General features: G+C 54.2%; 16 protein-coding genes. 14 read left to right on the top strand and 2 right to left on the bottom strand.

The genetic code is table 11. The features are described from left to right. The first annotated feature begins 199 nt into the window (after positions 1-199). From GBK04_RS06580 to GBK04_RS06605, 6 genes are all read left to right on the top strand, one after another. The gene (locus GBK04_RS06580) at positions 200-3,514 is read left to right on the top strand and encodes a TonB-dependent receptor (protein ID WP_152757967.1); all 3,315 of its coding nucleotides are present in this window, start codon (positions 200-202) and stop codon (positions 3,512-3,514) included. 17 nt (positions 3,515-3,531) lie between these two features. Continuing rightward, a complete protein-coding gene (locus tag GBK04_RS06585; RefSeq protein ID WP_373330766.1) occupies positions 3,532-5,145 on the top strand; it encodes a RagB/SusD family nutrient uptake outer membrane protein in 1,614 nt (537 codons plus the stop codon). A gap of 80 nt (positions 5,146-5,225) precedes the next feature. Then, positions 5,226-6,242, top strand: coding sequence for a family 43 glycosylhydrolase (locus GBK04_RS06590; protein WP_152757971.1), 1,017 nt, complete (start codon positions 5,226-5,228; stop codon positions 6,240-6,242). A gap of 12 nt (positions 6,243-6,254) precedes the next feature. Further along, positions 6,255-7,853: a hypothetical protein gene (locus tag GBK04_RS06595; protein ID WP_152757973.1), complete on the top strand. Its 1,599-nt coding sequence runs from the start codon at positions 6,255-6,257 to the stop codon at positions 7,851-7,853. Continuing rightward, a complete protein-coding gene (locus GBK04_RS06600) occupies positions 7,850-8,923 on the top strand; it encodes a glycosyl hydrolase family 95 catalytic domain-containing protein (RefSeq protein ID WP_152757975.1) in 1,074 nt (357 codons plus the stop codon). The genes GBK04_RS06595 and GBK04_RS06600 overlap by 4 nt, the downstream gene beginning before the upstream one ends. Before the next feature lie 96 nt (positions 8,924-9,019). Further along, positions 9,020-10,432, top strand: coding sequence for a hypothetical protein (locus GBK04_RS06605; protein ID WP_152757977.1), 1,413 nt, complete (start codon positions 9,020-9,022; stop codon positions 10,430-10,432). 26 nt (positions 10,433-10,458) lie between these two features. Here GBK04_RS06605 and GBK04_RS06610 read toward each other — a convergent pair whose 3' ends face one another. Together GBK04_RS06610 and GBK04_RS30385 are read right to left on the bottom strand one after the other, a co-directional pair. After that, positions 10,459-11,565 (bottom strand): sialate O-acetylesterase, encoded by a 1,107-nt coding sequence (locus GBK04_RS06610; RefSeq protein WP_373330767.1) that lies wholly within the window; start codon positions 11,563-11,565, stop codon positions 10,459-10,461. A gap of 35 nt (positions 11,566-11,600) precedes the next feature. Further along, on the bottom strand, positions 11,601-11,873 hold the full coding sequence (locus tag GBK04_RS30385) for a hypothetical protein (protein ID WP_373330768.1): 273 nt from the start codon (positions 11,871-11,873) through the stop codon (positions 11,601-11,603). A 216-nt stretch (positions 11,874-12,089) separates the two neighbouring features. Here GBK04_RS30385 and GBK04_RS06615 point away from each other — a divergent pair, with 216 nt between their 5' ends. The 8 genes from GBK04_RS06615 to GBK04_RS06645 all read left to right on the top strand — a co-directional run bounded on the left by GBK04_RS06615 (position 12,090) and on the right by GBK04_RS06645 (position 21,229). Further along, entirely contained in the window at positions 12,090-14,579 is a 2,490-nt protein-coding gene (locus GBK04_RS06615) for a phosphocholine-specific phospholipase C (protein WP_152757978.1), read from the top strand. 220 nt (positions 14,580-14,799) lie between these two features. After that, positions 14,800-15,225, top strand: coding sequence for an EamA family transporter (locus GBK04_RS06620; RefSeq protein WP_152757980.1), 426 nt, complete (start codon positions 14,800-14,802; stop codon positions 15,223-15,225). 67 nt (positions 15,226-15,292) lie between these two features. Beyond that, a complete protein-coding gene (locus GBK04_RS06625; RefSeq protein WP_152757982.1) occupies positions 15,293-15,991 on the top strand; it encodes a VIT1/CCC1 transporter family protein in 699 nt (232 codons plus the stop codon). A 115-nt stretch (positions 15,992-16,106) separates the two neighbouring features. Then, positions 16,107-16,244 (top strand): hypothetical protein, encoded by a 138-nt coding sequence (locus GBK04_RS30390; RefSeq protein WP_373330769.1) that lies wholly within the window; start codon positions 16,107-16,109, stop codon positions 16,242-16,244. Between the two features lie 170 nt (positions 16,245-16,414). After that, complete coding sequence (locus GBK04_RS06630; RefSeq protein ID WP_152757984.1) at positions 16,415-17,005, top strand: RNA polymerase sigma factor; 591 nt, start codon at positions 16,415-16,417, stop codon at positions 17,003-17,005. A 161-nt stretch (positions 17,006-17,166) separates the two neighbouring features. Beyond that, the gene (locus GBK04_RS06635; RefSeq protein WP_152757985.1) at positions 17,167-18,570 is read left to right on the top strand and encodes a sulfatase family protein; all 1,404 of its coding nucleotides are present in this window, start codon (positions 17,167-17,169) and stop codon (positions 18,568-18,570) included. 31 nt (positions 18,571-18,601) lie between these two features. Next, positions 18,602-20,044 (top strand): sulfatase family protein, encoded by a 1,443-nt coding sequence (locus GBK04_RS06640; RefSeq protein ID WP_152757987.1) that lies wholly within the window; start codon positions 18,602-18,604, stop codon positions 20,042-20,044. 138 nt (positions 20,045-20,182) lie between these two features. Further along, entirely contained in the window at positions 20,183-21,229 is a 1,047-nt protein-coding gene (locus GBK04_RS06645) for a FecR family protein (RefSeq protein ID WP_373330770.1), read from the top strand. Positions 21,230-21,254 lie beyond the last annotated feature (25 nt).

Raw genomic sequence — 21,254 nt, forward strand, 5'->3', positions numbered from 1 at the left:
CTATGCCCAAACCCAACCTTACGACCGGGACTGCTTCTTAAGAAAAATCAGGAGTGATTGCGCCACTCCTGATTGGATCGAAGCCTCCCCCTTACGAACGTCACCCAGCGGTGATGGAAGACTCCTTTTATCAAAATTTACCAAACCCAAAGCTATGCAATTATTTCTAAGGAACAAGCAATCGTGTTGGCACCTACTTATGCGATTATCATTTCAACAAATCCTGCTCCTGGGCCTCATCACCGCGGCCGCTTATTCCCGCGATAGCGCCGGGCAGGATATTCTGCAGCAGCAGATTAGTATTCGGGCCGAAAACGTCCCCCTGCAACAGGTATTGACTGAAATTGAAGCCAAGGCCAATATCCGGTTTGCTTACAGCCGGAGCCTCATTCCGGTAAAGGAGTCCGTACAGATTGTGGCCAATCAGGAAGCCCTGGCTTCTATTCTGAACCGGGTGCTCCATCCGTTACAAATCGAATATTCAATCACCAACCGGCAAATTGTGCTCAGACGCCGTAAGACAGCGTCTTTGAAAGTACCGGCGGAGGAAGATGACGCCACGTTTGGCATTGTGACAGCCCCCGAGGACATTACTTTGACGGGAAATGTCGTCGATGAAAAATCCGGTGAAGCGCTTCCCGGGGTGAGTATTCTGGTAAAAAATACCAGCCGGGGTACTACCACGGACCAGAACGGAAATTTCAGGCTTGACGTACCCTCGGGCGAAGCTACCCTGGTATTCAGCTACGTAGGCTATTTAGCCAGGGAAATTGTAGTGGGTAGTCAAACTACTTTCCGGGTGAGCCTATCGCCCGATACCAAAGCCCTGGAAGAAGTCGTGGTGGTAGGGTATGGTACCCAATCCAAACGAAATGTGACAGGTTCGGTGGCCAAGGTAGATCTTAAGCGCACCGAAACCCTGCCCAATACCAACGTGACTCAGGCCCTCCGGGGTACCATCGCCGGCGTGCAGTTTACCGATAACGGCCGTCCCGGACAGGGTGGGAGCATTTACATCCGGGGCCTCCGTTCCATCACGGCCAGCAATAATCCGCTGATCGTAGTCGACGGCGCTTTTTTCAACGGAAGTCTGGCGGATATCAGTCCCAACGACATCGAGTCGGTGGAGGTACTTAAGGACGCCAGCGCCTCGGCCATCTATGGGTCGCGGGCGGCCAATGGCGTGATTCTGGTCACGACCAAACAGGGCAAAACCGAAAAGCCGACGATCCGATTCAATACGTATTATGGCGTGCAATCTTTCGCCCATAAAATCCAGCTGCTGACGCCGGAACGTTACATCAAGAAATTTCTCGATTACCGCACTCAGAATGATCAAGTGTCCAATCCGGCGGATATTGAAAACTACCTCCAGCCGCTAGAGCTTGAGAACTACCGTAACGGAACTACCATCGATCCCTGGGATGAGATCACGCAAAAGGCGACTATCCAGTCTTACGAGTTGAGTATCGGAGCCCGCTCAGAGCGGTCATCCTACTACCTTTCGGCGGGCTATACCGACGAAAAAGGCTTGATCTTTGGCGATCGGGCCAAGCGGATAACCCTTCGGTCCAATGTCGACACCAAGATCACATCTTGGCTGAATGTCGGCATCACATCGCAGTTCAGCCAGCGGGACCTAAGTGGAATCGAGGCAAGTACTTCCTCGGCCGCGCAGTTGAGTCCGTACGCCACGCTGTACTTTGACGAAGCCAAAACGGACCCCATCCCCTATCCCCAGACCGACAACCTGATTCTGCACCCTAAATTCAATGCGCTGACCAACCAGAACGAATCGATTTACAATAACCTTTTTGCGAATTTTTATGCCATCGTCAATCTACCCATCGAAGGCCTGAAGTACCGGCTCAACTACTCCCCAAACTTCCGCTGGGCGCACAATTACAATTTCTCCCCGGTTTATGTAAAAAACAGCATCAACCGGCTGGGCAGTGGCAGCAAGTACAACGAGGAGAATTTCGACTGGGTGGTGGAGAACATTCTGACCTACAACACACACTTTGGCGATAAGCACAACCTGGATGTCACGCTGCTGTACGGAGCCAATGCCTTCAATTTTAACTCTACCCAGGCATCGGGCAGCAATTTTTTCAATGATGTACTAGGCTGGAATAACCTGAGCCTAGCCGAGGTACAGACTTCCAATACGGATGCCTATAAACAGGCCGGAATTTCGTCCATGGCCCGCATCAACTACCGGTTCATGGAACGCTACCTGCTAACTTTCACCGCCCGACGGGATGGTACCTCCGTGTTTGGCAAGAATAATAAGTACGGCGTTTTTCCTTCCGCGGCCCTGGCCTGGATCGCTTCCGACGAATCTTTTTTCCAGAGTGTCTCCTGGATGGATATGCTCAAATTCAGGATTTCCTACGGCCTGGTGGGAAATCAGGCGGTATCGCCCTATTCATCGTTAAGTCAGATGGAAAGTACCCGCTATGTGTACGGTGACGGCGGCCCCACGACCACGGGCATTTACCTTTCCACGATTCCCAACTCCAATCTGAAATGGGAAAAAACTACGGCCGCCAACCTGGCGGTGGATTTCAGTGTGCTTAAGGGTAGAATTGGCGGTACAGTCGAAGTATATAATCTCGACACGCGCGATCTGCTGCTGGACCGCTCTATCCCGGTTATGACCGGATTCTCCAAAATAAGAACCAACGTCGGAGCGACTAATAACAAAGGGCTTGAAATAACACTGAATACCGTCAATGTGAAGGGAGCGCAATTCAGCTGGACCAGCGATATCGTTTTCTCGACCAACCGCAACCGAATTGTGAAACTTTACGGCAATGATGCCGACGGCGATGGCGTGGAAGACAACGACATCAGCAACCGCTGGTTTATCGGCGAGCCGCTGGGTGTTTTGTACGATTATGTCCGGGATGGTATTTACCAGGAAGGAGATGAACTACCCAAAGGATACAAACCCGGTTTCGTGCGGGTAAAAGACCTGAACGGGGATGGTATTTTCAACGCCAGCGACCGTCAGGTGGTGGGCCAAAGCCAGCCTAAGTACCGCTGGGGGTTTACGAACACGTTCAACTACAATGGTTTCTCCCTGTCGGTTTTTGTGAATTCACTGCTGGGCTGGCAGAAGAACAACAGCTTTTTCCTCGATCCGTCCAAAATATTCACCGGTCGCTCGCTGAATTTTGCCGACGTGGGCTGGTGGACCGCCGAGAACAAATCCAACACGCGGCCCTCGCTGGTATTTACCAATCCGCTGGGGCTGGGTTTCTACGAAAGTCGTGATTTTGTCCGTATCCAGGACGTGTCCTTATCCTACACTTTCAAGAATGATCTTCTGAGCCGGTACAAAATGGCATCGGCCCGGGTGTACCTGAGCAGCAAAAATCTGGCTACGTTCACCAACTGGACGGGTTGGGACCCCGAAAGTGGATACGCTTCCGATGTGAGCGGATCGGCCGACCGGGTGGGCTTTCCTACGCCCCGCTCGATTGTCCTTGGCGTGAACCTCAGTTTTTAAACAAAAAATCAATGAAAATGAAAACGATACTATATAAAGCAATTATCTGTACCACGCTTATCTTGTTAGGTACGTCCTGCAAGGATAATTTTCTGGAAGAAAAACCCCTGGCTTTCCTGAACCCCGAGGTCGCGCTGGTCAATAAGGCGGGCTTTGAAAGTGCCATTGCGGCCATCCACCAAGCCGTACGCGACGAATTCAACCGAGGCAATGCTACGGGAATCTATATACTCCAGCTGGGCACCGATGTGTGCACCACGGGTGATGAAACCCTTCAGACCTTCAAAAACTATGAAACCACCCTCACTCCGGGATCAAGCACGGCCGCCTATTTTTGGAATTTTGAGTACACAACCATGATTCCCCGGGCCAATACGGTGATTGATTACGCCGATCGTCCGGCCGCAAAATGGGCCAATGAGGCGGAGAAGAATGCCATCGTGGCCGAAGCGCGTTTTTTGCGGGCCTATACCTACAACGGCCTGGCCAATACCTACGGCGGGGTACCGATTGTGGACCGGATTTATGACCAACCCAAGTTCGATTTTGTGCGGGCCAGCCAGCAGGAAGTGTACGAGTTCGTGCGGCAGGATCTGGAATTTGCTTCGCAATGGCTGCCCGAAACGACCACCCAACCCGGCCGCATTGTCAAAGCCGCCGCCGACCATTTGTTATCCGAAGTATACATGAGCCTGGGGCAGTACGACAAGGCGATTGCCAGCGCTTCGGCTGTGATCAATTCCGGCAAGTACAAACTGATGAACGCCCGTTTCGGTAGCAAAGCCAGCGAACCCGGTGATGTCTATTCTGACTTATTCCGGGATGGCAATCAGAACCCCAGCAGCGGCAACACGGAGACCATCTGGGCTTTGCAGTATGAGTTTCAAACTCCGGGTGGACTGGCTTCTTCGTCAGGTAATCTGGGGAATATGGACCTGCGCGGGTGGGGCTCTTTTTACAGTGCGGCCAAAGCGCCCAATGGTACCACGGCGATGGTCGTGGCCGATAGCCTCGGCCGTGGGGTAGGCTGGCTGCGGGGCACTAATTATCTTTTCTACGATATCTGGAAAGAGGACTCTAAAGACATGCGTAATTCGCCCTATAACATCCGGCGTGATTGGTATTACAATCTGCCCACTTCGCCCTATTTTGGCAAGAAGGTAACGTATTTTCCCGGACTCGATACGATGCAGCATGTGGGTCCGATGCTAAGGAAAGTAGAGGGAGAACCCGTGCTGGGACGTAATACCGGGCAAACGGTAAAAGACAAGTATGTGTACCGGCTAGCCGAGACCTACCTGCTGCGGGCCGAAGCTTACATCCGCAAAGGCGATATGACCAGCGCTGCGGCCGATGTGAACGTAGTTCGGGCGCGCGCCAAGGCCAAACCCGCCACACCCGCTCAGATGTCGATCGACTACATTCTGGACGAGCGCGCCCGGGAGCTGACCACCGAAGAAGTACGCCGCCGTACCCTGACCCGCGTGGGCAAACTCGTGGAGCGCGTGCGCAAGTACAATCCCCGGAGTAGTTCCAGCATTGAAGAAAAACACGAATTGTTTCCCATTCCCCAAACGGCCATCGATGCCAACATTGAAGGCACGCTCGAGCAGAATCCGGGCTATAATTGATGGGTCTGGTTCATGGGAGATGCCCGGGTTCGGCGTCTCTCCTAGCAGCTATATAAGTAGAATTTTATCGAACTGATACCATGAGATTTGTCAATGTGGCTGTGCTGAGTATCCTCCTAACCGGTAGTTTGGCTTTTTCACCCACCTTTCAACAGGGTGTTTCCAAGAAAACTACGCTCCGCCCGGCTAGTCAATTCACCTACTCGACCGCCCTTGGCCCCGAAACTGGCATAACTCGCCGTGATCCGAGCGATGTCATTAAAGTAGGTGGCCTGTACTACCTCTGGTACACCAAAGTACTTGAGAGTCAGGAGGGGTACCCTTCCGGCTATCCAGGCGTAATCGCCTATGCCACCTCGCCGGATGGTGAAAACTGGCAGGAAGAGGGCGTCTGCCTGGAAACTGGTCAAGGGAAGTCGTGGGACAGTCACGGGGTTTTCACGCCCAACATCCTGGTTGCCGATGGAAAGTACTATCTGTTTTATACGGCGGTACCCGAGCCTTTCGATGTACCCTACACCAAGGGAATTACACCGACCGCCATCGGGGTAGCCGTAGCCGACCGGCCCGAGGGCCCGTGGAAAAAATTCAAAAAGAACCCGATTCTGAAACCAGAAGCCAGTGAGCCAGACTATTTCGACAGCTTTCGGGTAGACGATGCGAGCCTGATTGTCCGGGACGGAAAGTACTGGTTGTACTACAAGGGTAGGTCGCAGAACAAATCCACGGGTGATACGAAAATGGGTTTGGCGATTGCCGACAAACCTACCGGACCCTACAAAAAGCAGAAACAGTATGGTGCCCTGCATGCCGGGCATGAAGTACTGGTGTGGCCGCTGAATGGGGGCGTCGCCTCCATGGCGACGGCCTCGGGACCCAAGGCCATTTATTTTGCCGCCGACGGCGTTCATTTCGAGATGCAGGATAAAGCCGAAAACTGTCCGTCAGCCCCCGGAATGTACCGCAGTGACAATTTTCAGAATAACACCTCAATGCAGCCGCCCTACTGGGGCATCAGCCATCGGCTCACGAAGAAAAAAGATAACGAGCCGTTCGCCGCGCTGTTTCTACAAAAATTCCGGTATCAGCCGGAATAGACCATTTCAATAATGCCAAATATTCATTTATTAGCCGTGCTGAAAACGGGATGCCTGATGGCGGGTTTATGGCTCACCTCCTGCCAGAAACCTACGGCTCCCCGCAGTGCCTTGCTGGAACACACCCCAAAACTGTGGAATTCCGAGGTACCTTTGGCTACGGTGGCGCGGGAGTGTTCACTTCAGTATGCCGTTAGCAGGACAAACCCCCAACCCATGGGCATGACCGAATCGGACGGTACGCCCAATCTGAGCAATCCTAAAATGACCATTGCCCTGTGGGGACCACCCGATCAGCTTACACTAAGCATCAACAAAAACGATGTTTGGGACCGGCGGATGGGCCACGATACCACGGTAACGCTGGCTGAAATGAAAGCCGGGTACTTTTCACCAGTCAATGCCGACAACTCCGACCCACTGGGATTTACCACCTCATTTTATCCGACGCCCGAGGGAAATTGGGTCGATCCCTACGCCTCCTGGCGTGTGTATCCCTTCCCCTGCATTAAACCGGTCGGTCAGGTAGCAATACTGGCCGATGATTTCAAAGCGGCGGATCAACCCACCGCTACCACCCGGATGCACAATGGACTGACTGAGGTGAATTTAGCACAAGGTACTGCGCAGGGAAAACTGAACTACCTGGTCATGATGGAGCAGAACGTCATCGCCATTCGGGGCGATTTTAAAAATCTTGACCAAGACCTGAAGCTACGTTTTTCCCGGCATCGGGATACCTACGATCCCGCGAATCTGCCGATGTTGAAGAACAAGCACTACCGAGGCTACGATGTAACGGCAGATTCTGCCTGGAATCAGCGCCTCGACCCTCCCGAGAGCGGACGGGAAGGAAAATTTTTCTGGATTAAACAGAAAATGCCCGCCGAAAAAACCTATCTCGAAGGCTTTGAATACCTGCTGGTCGGATTGATCGACGGCGAGGAATACAGCATAGAAACGGTGGAAGGAGCAAAAGGCGTAAGTACCCTACCCCAATCCAGCGGATCGCTTTCCAAGTATGTCAGAGATTCCACGGGTGCCGCCGCCATAGCCACTTTCCCAAAGCAGAGAGGGCATCAATTTACAGCCTACATCACGGTCGTTACCACTAACGATGCGCAAAACCTATTGGCCGAGGCAAAAAAACGACTATTGTCTGCTCAGAAAGCAGGTTTCGCCGGACTCACGACCCAAAACGAAGCCTGGTACACATCGCTCTACAACCAGCGCGAAAAAGGCCGGATTTTTACCGGGAATAGTGAGGATGTCAAGGCGGTCATGCCAGGTAATTACTATAGCTGGATGTACGATCATTCCCTCACCAGCCCCGATCCCACGCGCTATGAAGCGCAGGCCAAAGGGTACTCTTTACTAGAACTCGACGCCGCCCCCTGGCATGCCCTTCCCTGTTACAACGAACTTTTCATGTCGACCCCTCTGGCGGTGGCCAACCGAACCGATTTGCTGAACTACTATGTCAAACTCATCGGCATGTGGCATGAAACAGCCCGGAAAAATGCCTGGGAGGTGTTCGACTTGCCGGGGCTTTACGTGGGGCATGGGTACCTGCCCCCATCAAAACCGATACCTACCCCCATTCGCATTTGATCTACGAACTTTCGATGGACATGCCCGCCCAGCTTCTCAAGTACATCTGGGATGTGTGGGACTACGAAGGTGACACGGATTTTTTGCGGGAGAAAGTCTATCCGGTCATGAAGGATCTGGCGATTTTTTATACTGAATTTATTACCCGGGATGAAGACGGCAGCTACCATATTGTACCTACCATCCCTCAGGAGCGGTGGGTATTCAATTACCGATTTAAGTATAATCGCGACGCTACCACCTCCATCGCCATGTTCCGCTGGACTTTCCTGAAAGCCGCCGAAGCAGCTGCGGTACTGGGGGTAGATCAGGACCTTCGGGCGCAGTGGATTGCATTGAGTAAAGAGCTGCCGCCTTATCCCCAAAAAATAACCGCTAGCGGACCGGTATGGATGCCGGTGGCGGGCGACCCTTTGGAACAGGATTACTCGATCGGTTGTCTAGCCAAAATCAGCGGCATGATGGCACCCGTCACGCTGACCAACGAAGTGAATCTGGATTCAAGCCCGGCCGATACGGCTATTGCGTTGCGGTCGGCTCGCTTTCATGATCCTGTCGTGTGGGACAAGAACTTCACCTACCATCTGTTGGGTCAGGCCAAAGACCAACTATATAGCTATGTGGGTACCACGGCGCGCTGGCAACACCAGAAAATGCTGCGGCAAATGAAACCCAGCTCCGACGGCAACCGCATCTTGAATACTTACCTGGACCACGTAAACGCCTGCTGGCTGGAACCCGAGCGGCTGCTGAATTCCCGCAGCGGACGAATCCACCTGTACCCGTGCGTGCCCGAGGACTTTACCATTGGGTTCAGAAAACTGCTGGCTAGCGGGGGATTCGAGGTGTCGTCCGAGCTTCGGGAAGGTCAGGTCACTTTCCTTGAGGTGAGCGCCCGGCGCAGCATTCCCTGCCATATTGTGAATCCCTGGACCACGAAAAACCTGGTCATCCAAAATATTAGAACCGGCAAAAAATTGACGCCCGTTTTTGATGGTGCCACCCAACAAGGATTCTCTTTTGCCGCCGAAGCAGGAGGTACCTATTCCATTTTCCCTGCTGCCTACTAGACCTTGCGTGGAGGCAGCTGAAATCGGTTGGCGGTTCTTCGCTAAAAAGTAAAAGTCTGATTCGAGACGCCCACTGTACTTTAACAACCTCAGACCATGCCGCAGTACTTATTTAGCGCTGTCCTTTTTTCAGTACTGCTTTGCGCCGGAATGCGTACCCTGGACTTCACACCCCAAACCGAGTCAACGGAAGTCAGGAAAGGTACCCCCATCCTGTACCAAAAAATTACCATTCCCAAATCCTTTCTGACCACCCAAGATAGTCTGACCTTCGGAGGGGACATCAGAATGGGCGACCTGACGGGTAACGGACAGGTCGATTTTCTGGTGTACAGGGCCCTGAATTCCGTGGATGGCGGAGCCGTGCAGCCGTGCTTTCTGGGTGCTTTTGATCAGGAAGGTCGGGCGTTATGGCACAAAGGCGAAGGCGGCCTTCAGCCGAATCGTCCCGGCCCGGTAGCCATTTTTGACATTGACGGCGACGGAAAAAATGAGGTCATTACCTTTTTCGTGCAAGCGGCCGAATCTGTGGATTCCCATAGCATGGAAAACATAACCGTACAGATTCTCGACGGGGCAACAGGTACGGTCAAAAGACAAGCGAGTCCGCCGGAACTGACTTCCAGCCGGGGCGAAGGGCCCAATTGGGTGCACCAGCGCATCCTGATCGCTAACCTGCGCGGGCGGAAAACTCCGCAGGATTTTATCATCAAACTGGGGAAGAAAATCATGGCATTTGACAACCAGCTGCAGGTACTTTGGACCTACCAAAGCGAGTGGGATACCTACGCCAACTGCCCGGCTTACGTACCCACCGTGGGGGATATGAATAACGACGGCCGCGATGAAATCAACGGAGGGTACTATGTTCTGGGCTCTGATGGCCAGCCGTTGTGGGAAAAGAAGTTGGGCAAAAACATGGATGCGGTAGTCATCGACTACTGGGACGATCCTAAGAAAAAAAGGGCTTTCTGCTCCGGTTTCGGCCACGTGATGGACGAAAAGGGTAATGCCATTCTGGCTTTGGGCGAAAAAATTGTCCCCCACGGCCAGGAACTACGGGTGGCCCATTTCGATGACGCCACACCCGGCCCGCAAATGATGATCCGCTACAACGGTCACGAGCCCGATATTATGCTGGTAGGCCGGGAAGGCCAAGTCATCCGAAAGTTTAAGATCAATGAATCGCCCAACAACACGGGTATGGATGCGGTCTTCTGGGACGGCATCGATCAGCCAGCCTACCTTTACAATGGCGGTATGCTGTGGAACGGCCAGGGGAAAGCCCACGGTGTCTTTGCCGATCTGCCCGCTCCCGTGGGTAGTTTCCGGCAGGGTTGGTACCATTGCGTACCTGCCGACGTGTGCGGCGATACCCGTGAGGAGGTGGTACTATACAATCCCTGGGACAGTCAGGTGTATATCTATACGCCTGCGCCCCTCAGACCCAAAGCTTTCAAAGGGTACCTTCCAGGTCCACGACAGTACAATGTCCGGCTGCTGGATTGACTCCCAATTTCTCTGATTTACCAAATCTACTTTTTCCAGTCATCCGTGCGGAAGGAAGATGCGGGAAGTCCCTCCACATTGTAGAGCGACCCGACCACCCAGTCCTTGAACGCATAGCGGGCCGCCACCGGCTTGGGTACCTGCGCGCTCATAACGACCACCCCAGCCGGATTGATCGTGGCCTCGGCGGGATAAAAAACCCTATCGTCGCCAGCTACCTCAAACCCTGACAACTCTTTTCCAAAGCTGGTCAATCCACCGGCGGAAAACGAAAAGGTCAACTGAATCTTATTCCCATCAATCTTCATTCCTTCGTACACCGGGCCGGAGTAAGCCAATCCTTCCCACCCGTAGGTTTTCGCCAGCGCCCAGTAAGCCAGCCGTTTGCTGACATCCGCCTTATTGGGGGGATGGATGTAGTTTTCTTCGCCCACATCCAGGGCCACGGCCATGCCTACGCCGGGCACTTGCTGCATAACGCGTAGCTGGGCTTCCCGCAGGTAGGGTGAATAATTCTGGTTATTGGGGTATTTGTAGGGGGCCAGCTGCACATAGTAAAAGGGTGCATTGTCCTGGTTCCATCGCGTGCGCCAGTCGGTAATCATACCTTTCATCAGACTGTCGTACCGGGCATAGGATGCCGTGTTGGCCTCGCCCTGGTACCAAAGGAAACCCCGGATTCCGTAATTCTCCAGGGGGTGGATCATCCCGTTGTAAAGCGAAGCCGGATTCCGGGGAAGTACCTGGCTAGTATCGGAGGGAGGGATGATTTTGGCGTGCGGAAACGGCTTCAGGCTTTCCTCACTGATCCAGGCTTCGATCGGCGTACCTCCCCAGGAAGAATGAATGATGCCGATGGGTACATGCAGACTTTGTTCCAAAATCGTCCCGAATTCATAGCCTATGGCACTGAACACGCGGGCGACGCCCGGGGAAGATACCTCCCATTTGCCCACGCAATCGTCCTGGGGAGTCCGGACGGCATTCCGGCTTACCGTAAAGAGGCGGAGATTGGGATTGCTGGAAAGCAGCAGCTCGGCGTTGGAATCCTTAATGGGCTGGTTTTTATAGCCGATCATGGGCATGCTCATGTTGGATTGGCCCGAACATACCCACACTTCCCCGATCAACACATTGTTGAGGATGAGTTTTTCCCCGTCACTCAGCGCTATGGTATAGGGTCCGCCCGCTGTGGGGTAGGTACCTTAAGCCGCCAGGAGCCATCCGCAGCAGCCTGGGTCGTGTACTTTTTGTTATTCCACGAAGGGATGACCTCCACGGTTGCTCGGACTTTGGCCTTTCCCCAGAGCGAAACGTCGGTTTTCTGTTGCAATACCATATTGTCGCCTACCAGGGAGGGCAGCGTGATTTTGCCCAAAGCAAGGTAGGGATGAACAGCACACAGCAAATATGCGAAAAGTACCTTCAGATAAGTGTTCATAGAAAATTTCATAAAAAGTTAACATACTAAAGATCGGAAGGGATACCACGCTATACCCGGTTGTTTGGTAGTAATTTGTATCAGAATCGGAGATTTACCGATCAAATCACTTCCTTACCCTAGCGGTATTATCAGAAAAAAGGCTGGAAAACGCTTTTTATGGCTATTTTTACCCGCCCGGGTCAGGCACAAGGCCCGATGCTACAAGGTACCCTTATGAACTCTAGACGAGATTTTCTCAAGAAAGCCGCCCTGCTTTCCACAGGATTTGCCGGAATTCTGCCCGATTCGATCCAAAAAGCCTACGCCATCGCGCCCGCGCCCGGCTCCACCTACCTGGATGCCGAGCATGTCGTGATCTTGATGCAGGAAAACCGTTCCTTCGATCATACTTTCGGTACCCTGCGCGGTGTGCGGGGATTCAACGACCCAAGGGCGGTGGCGCTACCCAATCAAAACAAGGTGTGGCTGCAAACCAACGCCGCGAACGAAACCTACGCCCCCTTCCGGTTGAATATCAAAGACACCAAATCCACCTGGATGAGCTCCCTTCCCCACTCCTGGGAAAATCAGGTGGATGCCCGCAACGGGGGCAAGATGGACGGCTGGCTGGAAGCGAAGAAATCGGGCCGAAAAGAGTACGCTGCCATGCCGCTTACCTTGGGGTACTATACCCGCGAGGATTTGCCCTTCTACTACGCCCTGGCCGATGCCTTTACGGTTTGCGATCAGAATTTCTGTTCTTCCCTGACGGGTACCACCCCCAACCGCCTGTTTCTGTGGACGGGTACCGTGCGCGATCCGGCTAACCCCGAAGCTATCGCCAACGTGCGTAACGAAAACGTGGATTATGACGATGAAGCCGATTGGACCACGTTTCCCGAACGGCTGGAAAAAGCCGGCATTTCGTGGCGCATCTACCAGAACGAAATCAGTCTTTCGACCGGACTTGGCAACGAGGAGGAGGGCTGGCTGAGTAATTTTACCGACAATCCCATCGAGTGGTTTTCCCAATATCGGGTACGGTTTCATCCTGCCTACTACGCCCACATAACCCAGGAGGCGAAGGTACTTCCCGAACGGATCACGGCGCTTGAGAAAAAGCTGAACTCCCTGGCGCAGAATGACCCCGCCTACGCCCCGGCGCAAAAGAAACTGGCTCAGGAGAAGGCGTGGTTGAAAATGGTGGAGGAAGACCTGGTCCGTTATGCTCCGGAAAAATTTGAAGCTCTGCCCGAGCCTGCGAGGAACCTGCACCGCAAAGCTTTCACCACCAACACCGGCGATCCGGACTACCGGAAGCTGACGCCCATGACCTACCGGGATGGTACCCAGGAAAGGCAGGTGAACATTCCCCAGGGCGATGTACTCCACCAATTCCGGTCCGACGTGGAAAATCAGGCCTTACCCACCGTGTCGTGGCTGGTGGCACCCGAAAATTTCTCCGACCACCCCGGTGCCCCCTGGTACGGAGCCTGGTATATTTCGGAGGTCATGGACATCCTGACTAAGAATCCGGAGGTTTGGAAAAAAACCATTTTCATTCTGGCTTATGATGAGAACGACGGCTATTTCGACCACGTACCGCCCTTCGTGCCTGCCCATCCTGACCAGCCTGAAACCGGCCTCAACAGCCCCGACCTCGACACCCGGGGCGAATTCGTGACCGCCGCCCAGGAAAGCCAGCGGAAGAATGGCGGGCGCACCGGGCCGGTGGGCCTGGGCTTCAGGGTACCCCTGGTGGTGGCCTCTCCGTGGAGTCGCGGGGGGTACGTCTGCTCCGAAGTGTTCGACCACACGTCGGTGCTGCAATTTCTCGAGCATTTCCTGAGTCATAAAAAGCAGGTACCCCTTGAAGAAAAAAACATCAGCAGCTGGCGACGGACGGTCTGCGGCGACCTGACCTCGGTGTTCCGGCCCGAACAGGGCGAACGGATGGAGCCCCTGGCCTACGTGGAACGTGAGCCCTTCATCGCCTCCATTCACCAGGCCCAGTTCAAGCAGGTACCTACGGGCTACCGGAAACTCTCCGCCGAAGAAATCGCCCGCCACAGGACCGATCCCAAAGCCGTCCGGGCATTGGTAGCCCAGGAGCCCGGTACCCGGCCTTCCTGCGCCCTTCCCTACGAGCTCTATGTGGATGGCGTCATGCGCCCCGAAGGCTTTGAGTTGACCTTCGCCGCACGCAACGAGACCTTTGGCAAAAAGGCTTTAGGCGCGCCTTTCCAGGTGTACCAGCATTCGGAAAATGGCGTACAAATCCGTTCCTATACAGTAGCCGCCGGGACTTCCCTGAAAGATTACTGGCGGGAGGGGTACCACCTGCAGGTCTATGGCCCCAACGGCTTTTATCGCGAATTCCGGGGCGGAAGCCAAAATCCCGCTTTGGAAATTACCTGTACCTACCCCCGCAACCGTCGGGCAGAATTCACGGGCCAGGTCGTGGTGAATATAAAAAACCTGGACCCGGAAAATTCCCAAAAAATTCGGATTATCGACCGGGCCTATGGAGCTCAGCCCCAAACCTACCTGCTACCCAAAAAGTCGGAAAAGGGCGCCGGGAAGTCCATCGAGCTGGATTTGAGCAAGAGCGCCAATTGGTACGATTTCAGTGTGACCGTCGAAGGCGTCGATGCCTTTGAGCAGCGCTATGCGGGCCGCGTGGAAACGGGCCGAAACGGCTGGAGCGACCCGCAGCTTGCCTAGGGTAGAGTTATAGGAATCGACAGGAAGGCTCGCCTGTTCCCGTTATGTACTAAGGTGCCACTGCGTCGTTTTGTGGCGGATTGCACGTATCTTTACAAAAAGGATTGACGACGCCTCTGGTCATGTACCGACGTTAAATCTTCACCGGAACGGGCGGGTAGATACCACCATTTTCCTCGACTTTTGATTCTACTTTCAACGGCTTCGGCTATCGGATTCTATGGAAAAATGGATGGTATACGCTCTGATCTCAATGGTCTTCGCGGGCCTGACATCGGTGGTGGCCAAATTCGGTATGAGCAACATGAGCAGTGACTCCGCCCTGGCCGTGCGCACGGCGGTGGTATTCACCCTGGTGACGGTCAATGCGTTTCTATTTAAAAACGCCTTCACTGAGATCCGTCATTCTGCCTCACGCGACTTGTGGCTGCTTGCGTTTTCTGGGTTGTGTACCACCATCTCGTGGGTGTTCTACTACCGCGCCATGAAAGAAGGGCCGGTATCCTACGTAGCATCCATCGACAAAGCCAGCATTGTCGTTACCCTGATGCTCTCCTTCATTCTGTTGCGGGAGCCCGTCACCGGAAAAGTGCTTCTCGGCGCCGCCCTGGTCTTTGCCGGCCTGCTGGTACTGGTCTGGAAATAATAAATGAAGCCACGGCAATCTCATCCGAACTAGTTAATGATTAACCTACCCCTTACCACTTCTCCCCTTGAATAAGCATCAGGAACAACACCTCCGCAATTCCGACTTCATTACCGACACCGTCATCGGCCTGTCCGACGGCCTGACCGTACCCTTCGCGCTCGCGGCGGGCCTGAGCGGAGCGGTGGCTTCCAACGGTATCATCCTCACGGCGGGTATCGCCGAAATCGTGGCGGGGTCCATCGCCATGGGGCTGGGCGGCTACCTGGCGGGCAAAACCGAAATCGAACATTATGACTCCGAACTGAAACGCGAGTACGACGAAGTGGAGGCGGTTCCCGAGAAAGAGAAGGAAGAAATCCGGGAGATTTTCGCTGGCTACGGCCTGAGCGTGGACTCCCAAAAGCAAATTGTGGAAGAACTGGCCAAAGACAAGGACCAATGGGTGGACTTCATGATGAAGTTCGAGCTGGGCCTGGAACGCCCTTCCCTCAACCGCGCCCGCAATAGCGCCCTTACCATCGGCGGAGCTTACGTAGTGGGCGGATTTGTGCCTTTGCTGGGATATTTCTTCACCGACCTACCCATGCAGGGCCTAATGGTTTCGTCGGTTTTAACAATCATATGCCTGTTTGTTTTTGGCTACTTCAAAAGCAGAGCTACCGGGCAGCCCCCTATCCAGGGTGCTTTTAAGGTGTTGATCGTAGGCGTCATCGCGGCGGCCGCCGCCTTTTTGGTAGCCCGGTTCCTGAACAGTGCGGTATGAACGGCTAAAACAGAGAGTCTGGCGTCCGAACTTTCTTAAGATATTCAGTATGAACTTTAAATAGAAGTTAAGGTACCCTACCTTCCAATTGAAAAGTTAGCGGTTTTGACCCTTCATGCTAAGGCTGTACAACCAAGAATTTCAGCCGCGCACCGCTCTGGCGGTTTACGCCGTACCCACTGGATTCCGGCTTGCCCCACCAGGAGACAAGTACCTGCATGAACTGGATAGTGAAGAAGAATTCTCCGTGTGAATCACCCGGCAAAAGAAGTAGATCCTGTTATTATACAACTTTCCAAAGCATTCGTCTCAATTTTTTGACATGACCAGCCCGGTGGTGGAACCTGGGCGGTACATCGGTGCCTGCTTTTCAAAAGTTTTAAGAGCCACAATCTCCGACCCAGCCCGTAACAAGCCTTTCTCATGGTCAGAAACCCCATCCCGAAAACAAAGGAATCCCTCAAACAGTGGGAGGCCTTCCGACGGGGTGATCAGCAGGCACTGGCTGATCTGTTTCTCAATCAGTACGATACCCTGTACCGCTACGGGCACCGGTTGTACGGCTGCGAAGATCTAGTCAAGGACTGTATTCAGGAACTGTTTCTGAAACTATGGCACCGACGGGATGCCGTGGGTGCGGTCGTGGAAGTAACGCCCTACCTGTGCAAGGCTTTGCGCCGGAGCATCATCGACGCGCTTCGGGAGGGTACCAGGCGGTACAGAATCTGGAATCCCGCGGATGAAGACCGTCTTGATGTCATTTTTTCCCACGAAGATTTCCTCATTTCCCAACAGATTGACCAGGAACAGCGGCAGCGGCTCACACGGGCTCTCAACCAGCTTACCCGGCGGCAACGTGAAGCCATCCACCTTCGCTATTTCGAGGATTTCGAACCCTATCAGATCGCTCAGATCATGGGGCTTTCCGACCAATCGGTTTATAACCTGCTCTACCGTTCGGTGCAGGCCCTGCGTGACAACTTCTTCCTGCTGTTGCTGTTGAGCGTCCAGTAGCACCTTCCGATGCTTTTTTCCGCCGGAGAGAATGAGTGGTCCGGGCGACTCAAGAAATTTTTCATTTTTTTTGGGTAGATGATCGGCGATCCCCCGTGTTGCTATCGAAAACCGGGACCTTACCTTTCATAAATTGTTCCGGCGAGAACCCATCGGCCCCTATGAATACTCTACGTTCAGGTGCTTCGGCGACCGTGCCGTGCCTTCTTATTCTGTTGATTGGTTTCCTTTCCGGAAGCGCTCCCCGGCAAATCCCGGCTGCTTCCCAACCCAATATTCTCGTCATACTGACCGATGATCAGGGGTACCATGATGTTTCCTACTACGGGACTCAGGATATCAAAACGCCCCATATGGATCAGTTAGCCAAATCAGGTATGCGGTTTGACAATTTCTACGCCAATTGTCCGGTCTGCTCTCCAACCCGGGCTGCCCTGCTCACCGGCCGCTATCAGGATTTCGTGGGGGTACCGGGCGTCATCCGAACCCATCCCGAAAACAGCTGGGGGTACCTCGATCCCCAAGCCACTACCTTACCGTCTCTTCTCAAGAAAGCCGGGTACCAGACCGCAATCATTGGGAAGTGGCACCTGGGATTGGAGTCGCCCAATCTGCCTAATGAGCGGGGCTTCGATACCTTCGAGGGCTGGCTGGGCGATATGATGGACGACTACTGGAAGCACCGTCGGCACGGGATCAACTACATGCGTGACAACGCAAAAACCATTGATCCCGCCGGACACGCCACCGACCTGTTTACCCAGTGGGCCGTGGATTATGTGTCAAATCACGCCAAAACTAAACAGTCGGCTACGGCCCACCCTTTTTTCCTCTACCTGGCCTACAACGCCCCCCACTTTCCTGTTCAGCCCCCGGCCGACTGGCTCAAGCGGGTGCAGACCCGTGAGCCGGGTATCGAGCCAAAACGAGCCGAGTTGGTAGCCCTCATCGAGCATCTGGACGACGGAATCGGAAAGGTAATCGCCGCCCTGAAAGCGACGGGACAGTATGACAATACCCTGATTGTATTCACCAGCGATAATGGAGGCCACCTGCCCAGCCTGGCCAACAACGGTCCTACCCGCGACGGCAAGCAGAGTATGTATGAAGGGGGTCTCCGCGTCCCTACCGCCCTTGTCTGGCCCGGCAGGATCAAGCCAGATGCCATCTCGCCGCAGGTGAACCTGACCATGGACCTTTTCCCAACCCTGCTGGAGGCAGCCGGGGTCACACCCGGTCCTACTCTGGAAGGAAGGAGTTTTCTGCCTACCCTGCTGGGACAAACGCCGGCGGACGAACCTAACCGGCCGCTGTATTTTACCCGTCGTGAGGGAGGAACCGAATACGGGGGACAGTGCAGCTACGCCATGCGGCAGGGAGACTGGAAGCTGGTCAAGAATACGCCTTTTGAAGCCATGGAACTGTACAATCTTAAAAATGATCCTTTGGAAAAGCACAATATCAGACAGGAACATCCTGATCAATATAAGAAGCTGAACGCGCTCCTGATGCAGCATATTCAGCAAGGCGGCCGGGTACCCTGGCAGTCCCCGACCCATCCCTGAATCCTTTTACGTATTACTTATTCCTAAATCCATGCTCCATTTTACAACCCATTTTGCGCACTCTGCCCGTTCGTCTATCCTCTGGCTCGCCCTTCTTTCGCTCGTTGCACTTTCCCGAGGGTACCCGGCACAAGCACAGGGTAAGTCCGGTCAGCCTAATTTCATCATCATTTTTACCGACGACCAGGGCTACGGCGATCTGGGTTGCTTCGGCCACCCGACTATACGGACACCGAACCTGGATCGCATGGCCGCCGAAGGACAAAAATGGACCAGTTTCTACGTAGCGGCCAACGTATGTACCCCTTCAAGAGCTGCCTTAATGACGGGCCGGCTTCCCATTCGCAATGGCATGTACAGCCACAAGCGTCGTGTGCTGTTTCCAGACTCGGATGGAGGCCTTCCCGAGACCGAAATCACTATTGCCAAGCAACTGAAACAGAAGGGCTACCGCACCGCTGCCATTGGCAAGTGGCACCTGGGACACCTACCCGCCTACCTGCCCACCAGCCACGGCTTCGATTCCTATTTTGGCATTCCGTACAGCAACGACATGGACCGCGTCAATAATGTGGATTCGAAGGAAGCTTTCCTGCATCCCAAAATTGAATACTTTCAGGTACCCCTCCTCCGCAATACCGTGGAGGTGGAGCGCCCTGCCGATCAGCATACCATCGTCAAGCGCTACACCGCCGAAGCTCTAAAAATTATCCGGGAGAGTAAAAACAAGCCTTTTTTCCTGTACATGGCGCACTCGTTACCGCACGTACCCCTCTTTGTTTCACCGGATTTCAAGGATAAAAGTGAACGGGGCCTGTACGGCGATGTCATTGAAGAAATCGACTGGAGCGTGGGCGAGATCCTGAACACGCTTCGGCAGCAAGGCCTGGACAAGAACACGTACGTGGTATTCACTTCCGACAATGGACCCTGGGCTATTTTCAACGAGCACGGCGGCTCTGCCGGGCTGCTCTACGGTTCCAAGGGTACCAGTTACGAAGGGGGGGTACGCGTACCGGCCATTTTCTGGGCTCCGGGCCGGATCAAACCGGCCGTGATTTCGCAGATGGGCTGTACGATGGACGTGTTCCCGACCTTCAGTAAACTGGCCGGAGTAGCGGTACCCACCGACCGCGTGTATGACGGCTATGACCTGTCGGGCGTGCTGCTGGGAAAACAGGAGAACCCCCGGAAAGAAATGTACTACTACCACGACGAATATCTGTTTGCGGCCCGGAAGGGAGCGTATAAGCTGCTGTATTACAGCAACAATCCGTTGGGGTACCCTGAAAAGCTTGAAAAACTGGCCACCCCGAAGTTGTACAATGTACAGCATGACCCCTCGGAACGCTACGACATAGCGGACAAAAACCCTGAGGTCATCAAAGAAATAGAAGCGATGGTTCAGGAGCACCTGAAAACCGCACAACCGGCCAAGAGCAACCTGGAGAAACGGATCAGCGCGAAGCCATAACGACCGCAGAGCGCGCAGCCCCGTCTGGGTACCTGGATAGTCGTCCAGGGATGGTTTTCAAAAGCTTTACTGATTTTTTTGGGCAGGACTTCTGCCCGTTACCGTGCCGCAACTAGACTCAGTGCTTTTACGCTCTCCATGTCCTACGACCGCTATACCCTTTCTGATTTTGTCCTGGATGACTACTTCCAGGCCTATGTACTCTGTACCGATTCGGAGGCCGTAGCCTTTTGGACCCATTGGCGGGCCCGTAACCCGCACCGGGAGCAGGAAGTGCAGGAAGCCGCCGAATTGATTCGTTTGCTGAACGGTCCGAAGAACCGCCTACCCCTACCCGACCAGGGGGCCGAACTTCGCAGGCTTGTGGAACAGATGGATGCTGAGGGAGCCGCTGTCCATGACCTTAAAGTACCCCATCCATTTGCAGGACGCGCGCGGTGGCTGGGAAGCTCGCTGGCCGCCGCGGTGGTTGCGCTGCTGTTCCTGGCCGGTGCCGGTTGGGTCCTGACGCGTTTGTACGCCGAAGCCGACCAGGTTGTCATCAAAACGGCTTATGGACAAAAACGTCTCCTGCGCCTGCCCGATGGGTCGGAGGTTATGCTCAACGCCAACACGACCCTCCGCTACTCCCCCGATTGGCCGATCAACGGTGATCGTGAGGTAGCGCTCGACGGAGAGGCCTATTTTCGCGTGAGCAAGCGGAGGGTAGCGGGCAGGCCGGTTAAGTTCACTGTAAGGGTGGGAGATTTGGGTATCGAAGTAGTGGGTACCGAATTCAACGTACAGCATTGGGCCAAGCGCACGCAGGTGGTGCTGGAAACAGGTAAAGTGCGCCTGCGCGCCACCGCAAGCCATCAGCCACTGCTCGACCTGACCCCTGGTGAGGCGGCAACCTACTCCCCGCAGGATCATGCCCTCAACCGCCAGCGGGTGGACATCCGGCGGTTTAATGCCTGGCGGGAAAACCGGTTGGTATTCGATAACACCCCCCTCTCGGAGGTAGCCGAGACGATCCGGAACACCTATGGCAAAACAGTCACCTTTGCCGATACAGACCTGATGAGCCGCCGCCTGACGGGCACCATTCCTGACGATGACCTCAGCCGCCTTACTCAGGCGCTTGCCACAGCCTTTGACTTGCGCATTACTGTCCGGGATGATGCCATTCTGATCCAATCCCGGTAATTTTTTTATTCCTAAACCAACTCCA

It is taken from the genome of Salmonirosea aquatica, from assembly GCF_009296315.1.
Taxonomy (GTDB): domain Bacteria; phylum Bacteroidota; class Bacteroidia; order Cytophagales; family Spirosomataceae; genus Salmonirosea; species Salmonirosea aquatica.

Excerpts from the sequence above, each read along its gene's own strand:
- GBK04_RS06580 (WP_152757967.1), top strand. The coding sequence starts at position 200 with ATGCGATTATCATTTCAACAAATCCTGCTCCTGGGCCTCATCACCGCG.
- GBK04_RS06585 (WP_373330766.1), top strand. The coding sequence starts at position 3,532 with ATGAAAACGATACTATATAAAGCAATTATCTGTACCACGCTTATCTTG.
- GBK04_RS06590 (WP_152757971.1), top strand. The coding sequence starts at position 5,226 with ATGAGATTTGTCAATGTGGCTGTGCTGAGTATCCTCCTAACCGGTAGT.
- GBK04_RS06595 (WP_152757973.1), top strand. The coding sequence starts at position 6,255 with ATGCCAAATATTCATTTATTAGCCGTGCTGAAAACGGGATGCCTGATG.
- GBK04_RS06605 (WP_152757977.1), top strand. The coding sequence starts at position 9,020 with ATGCCGCAGTACTTATTTAGCGCTGTCCTTTTTTCAGTACTGCTTTGC.
- GBK04_RS30385 (WP_373330768.1), bottom strand. The coding sequence starts at position 11,873 with ATGAACACTTATCTGAAGGTACTTTTCGCATATTTGCTGTGTGCTGTT.
- GBK04_RS06615 (WP_152757978.1), top strand. The coding sequence starts at position 12,090 with ATGAACTCTAGACGAGATTTTCTCAAGAAAGCCGCCCTGCTTTCCACA.
- GBK04_RS06620 (WP_152757980.1), top strand. The coding sequence starts at position 14,800 with ATGGAAAAATGGATGGTATACGCTCTGATCTCAATGGTCTTCGCGGGC.
- GBK04_RS30390 (WP_373330769.1), top strand. The coding sequence starts at position 16,107 with ATGCTAAGGCTGTACAACCAAGAATTTCAGCCGCGCACCGCTCTGGCG.
- GBK04_RS06630 (WP_152757984.1), top strand. The coding sequence starts at position 16,415 with ATGGTCAGAAACCCCATCCCGAAAACAAAGGAATCCCTCAAACAGTGG.
- GBK04_RS06635 (WP_152757985.1), top strand. The coding sequence starts at position 17,167 with ATGAATACTCTACGTTCAGGTGCTTCGGCGACCGTGCCGTGCCTTCTT.
- GBK04_RS06640 (WP_152757987.1), top strand. The coding sequence starts at position 18,602 with ATGCTCCATTTTACAACCCATTTTGCGCACTCTGCCCGTTCGTCTATC.
- GBK04_RS06645 (WP_373330770.1), top strand. The coding sequence starts at position 20,183 with ATGTCCTACGACCGCTATACCCTTTCTGATTTTGTCCTGGATGACTAC.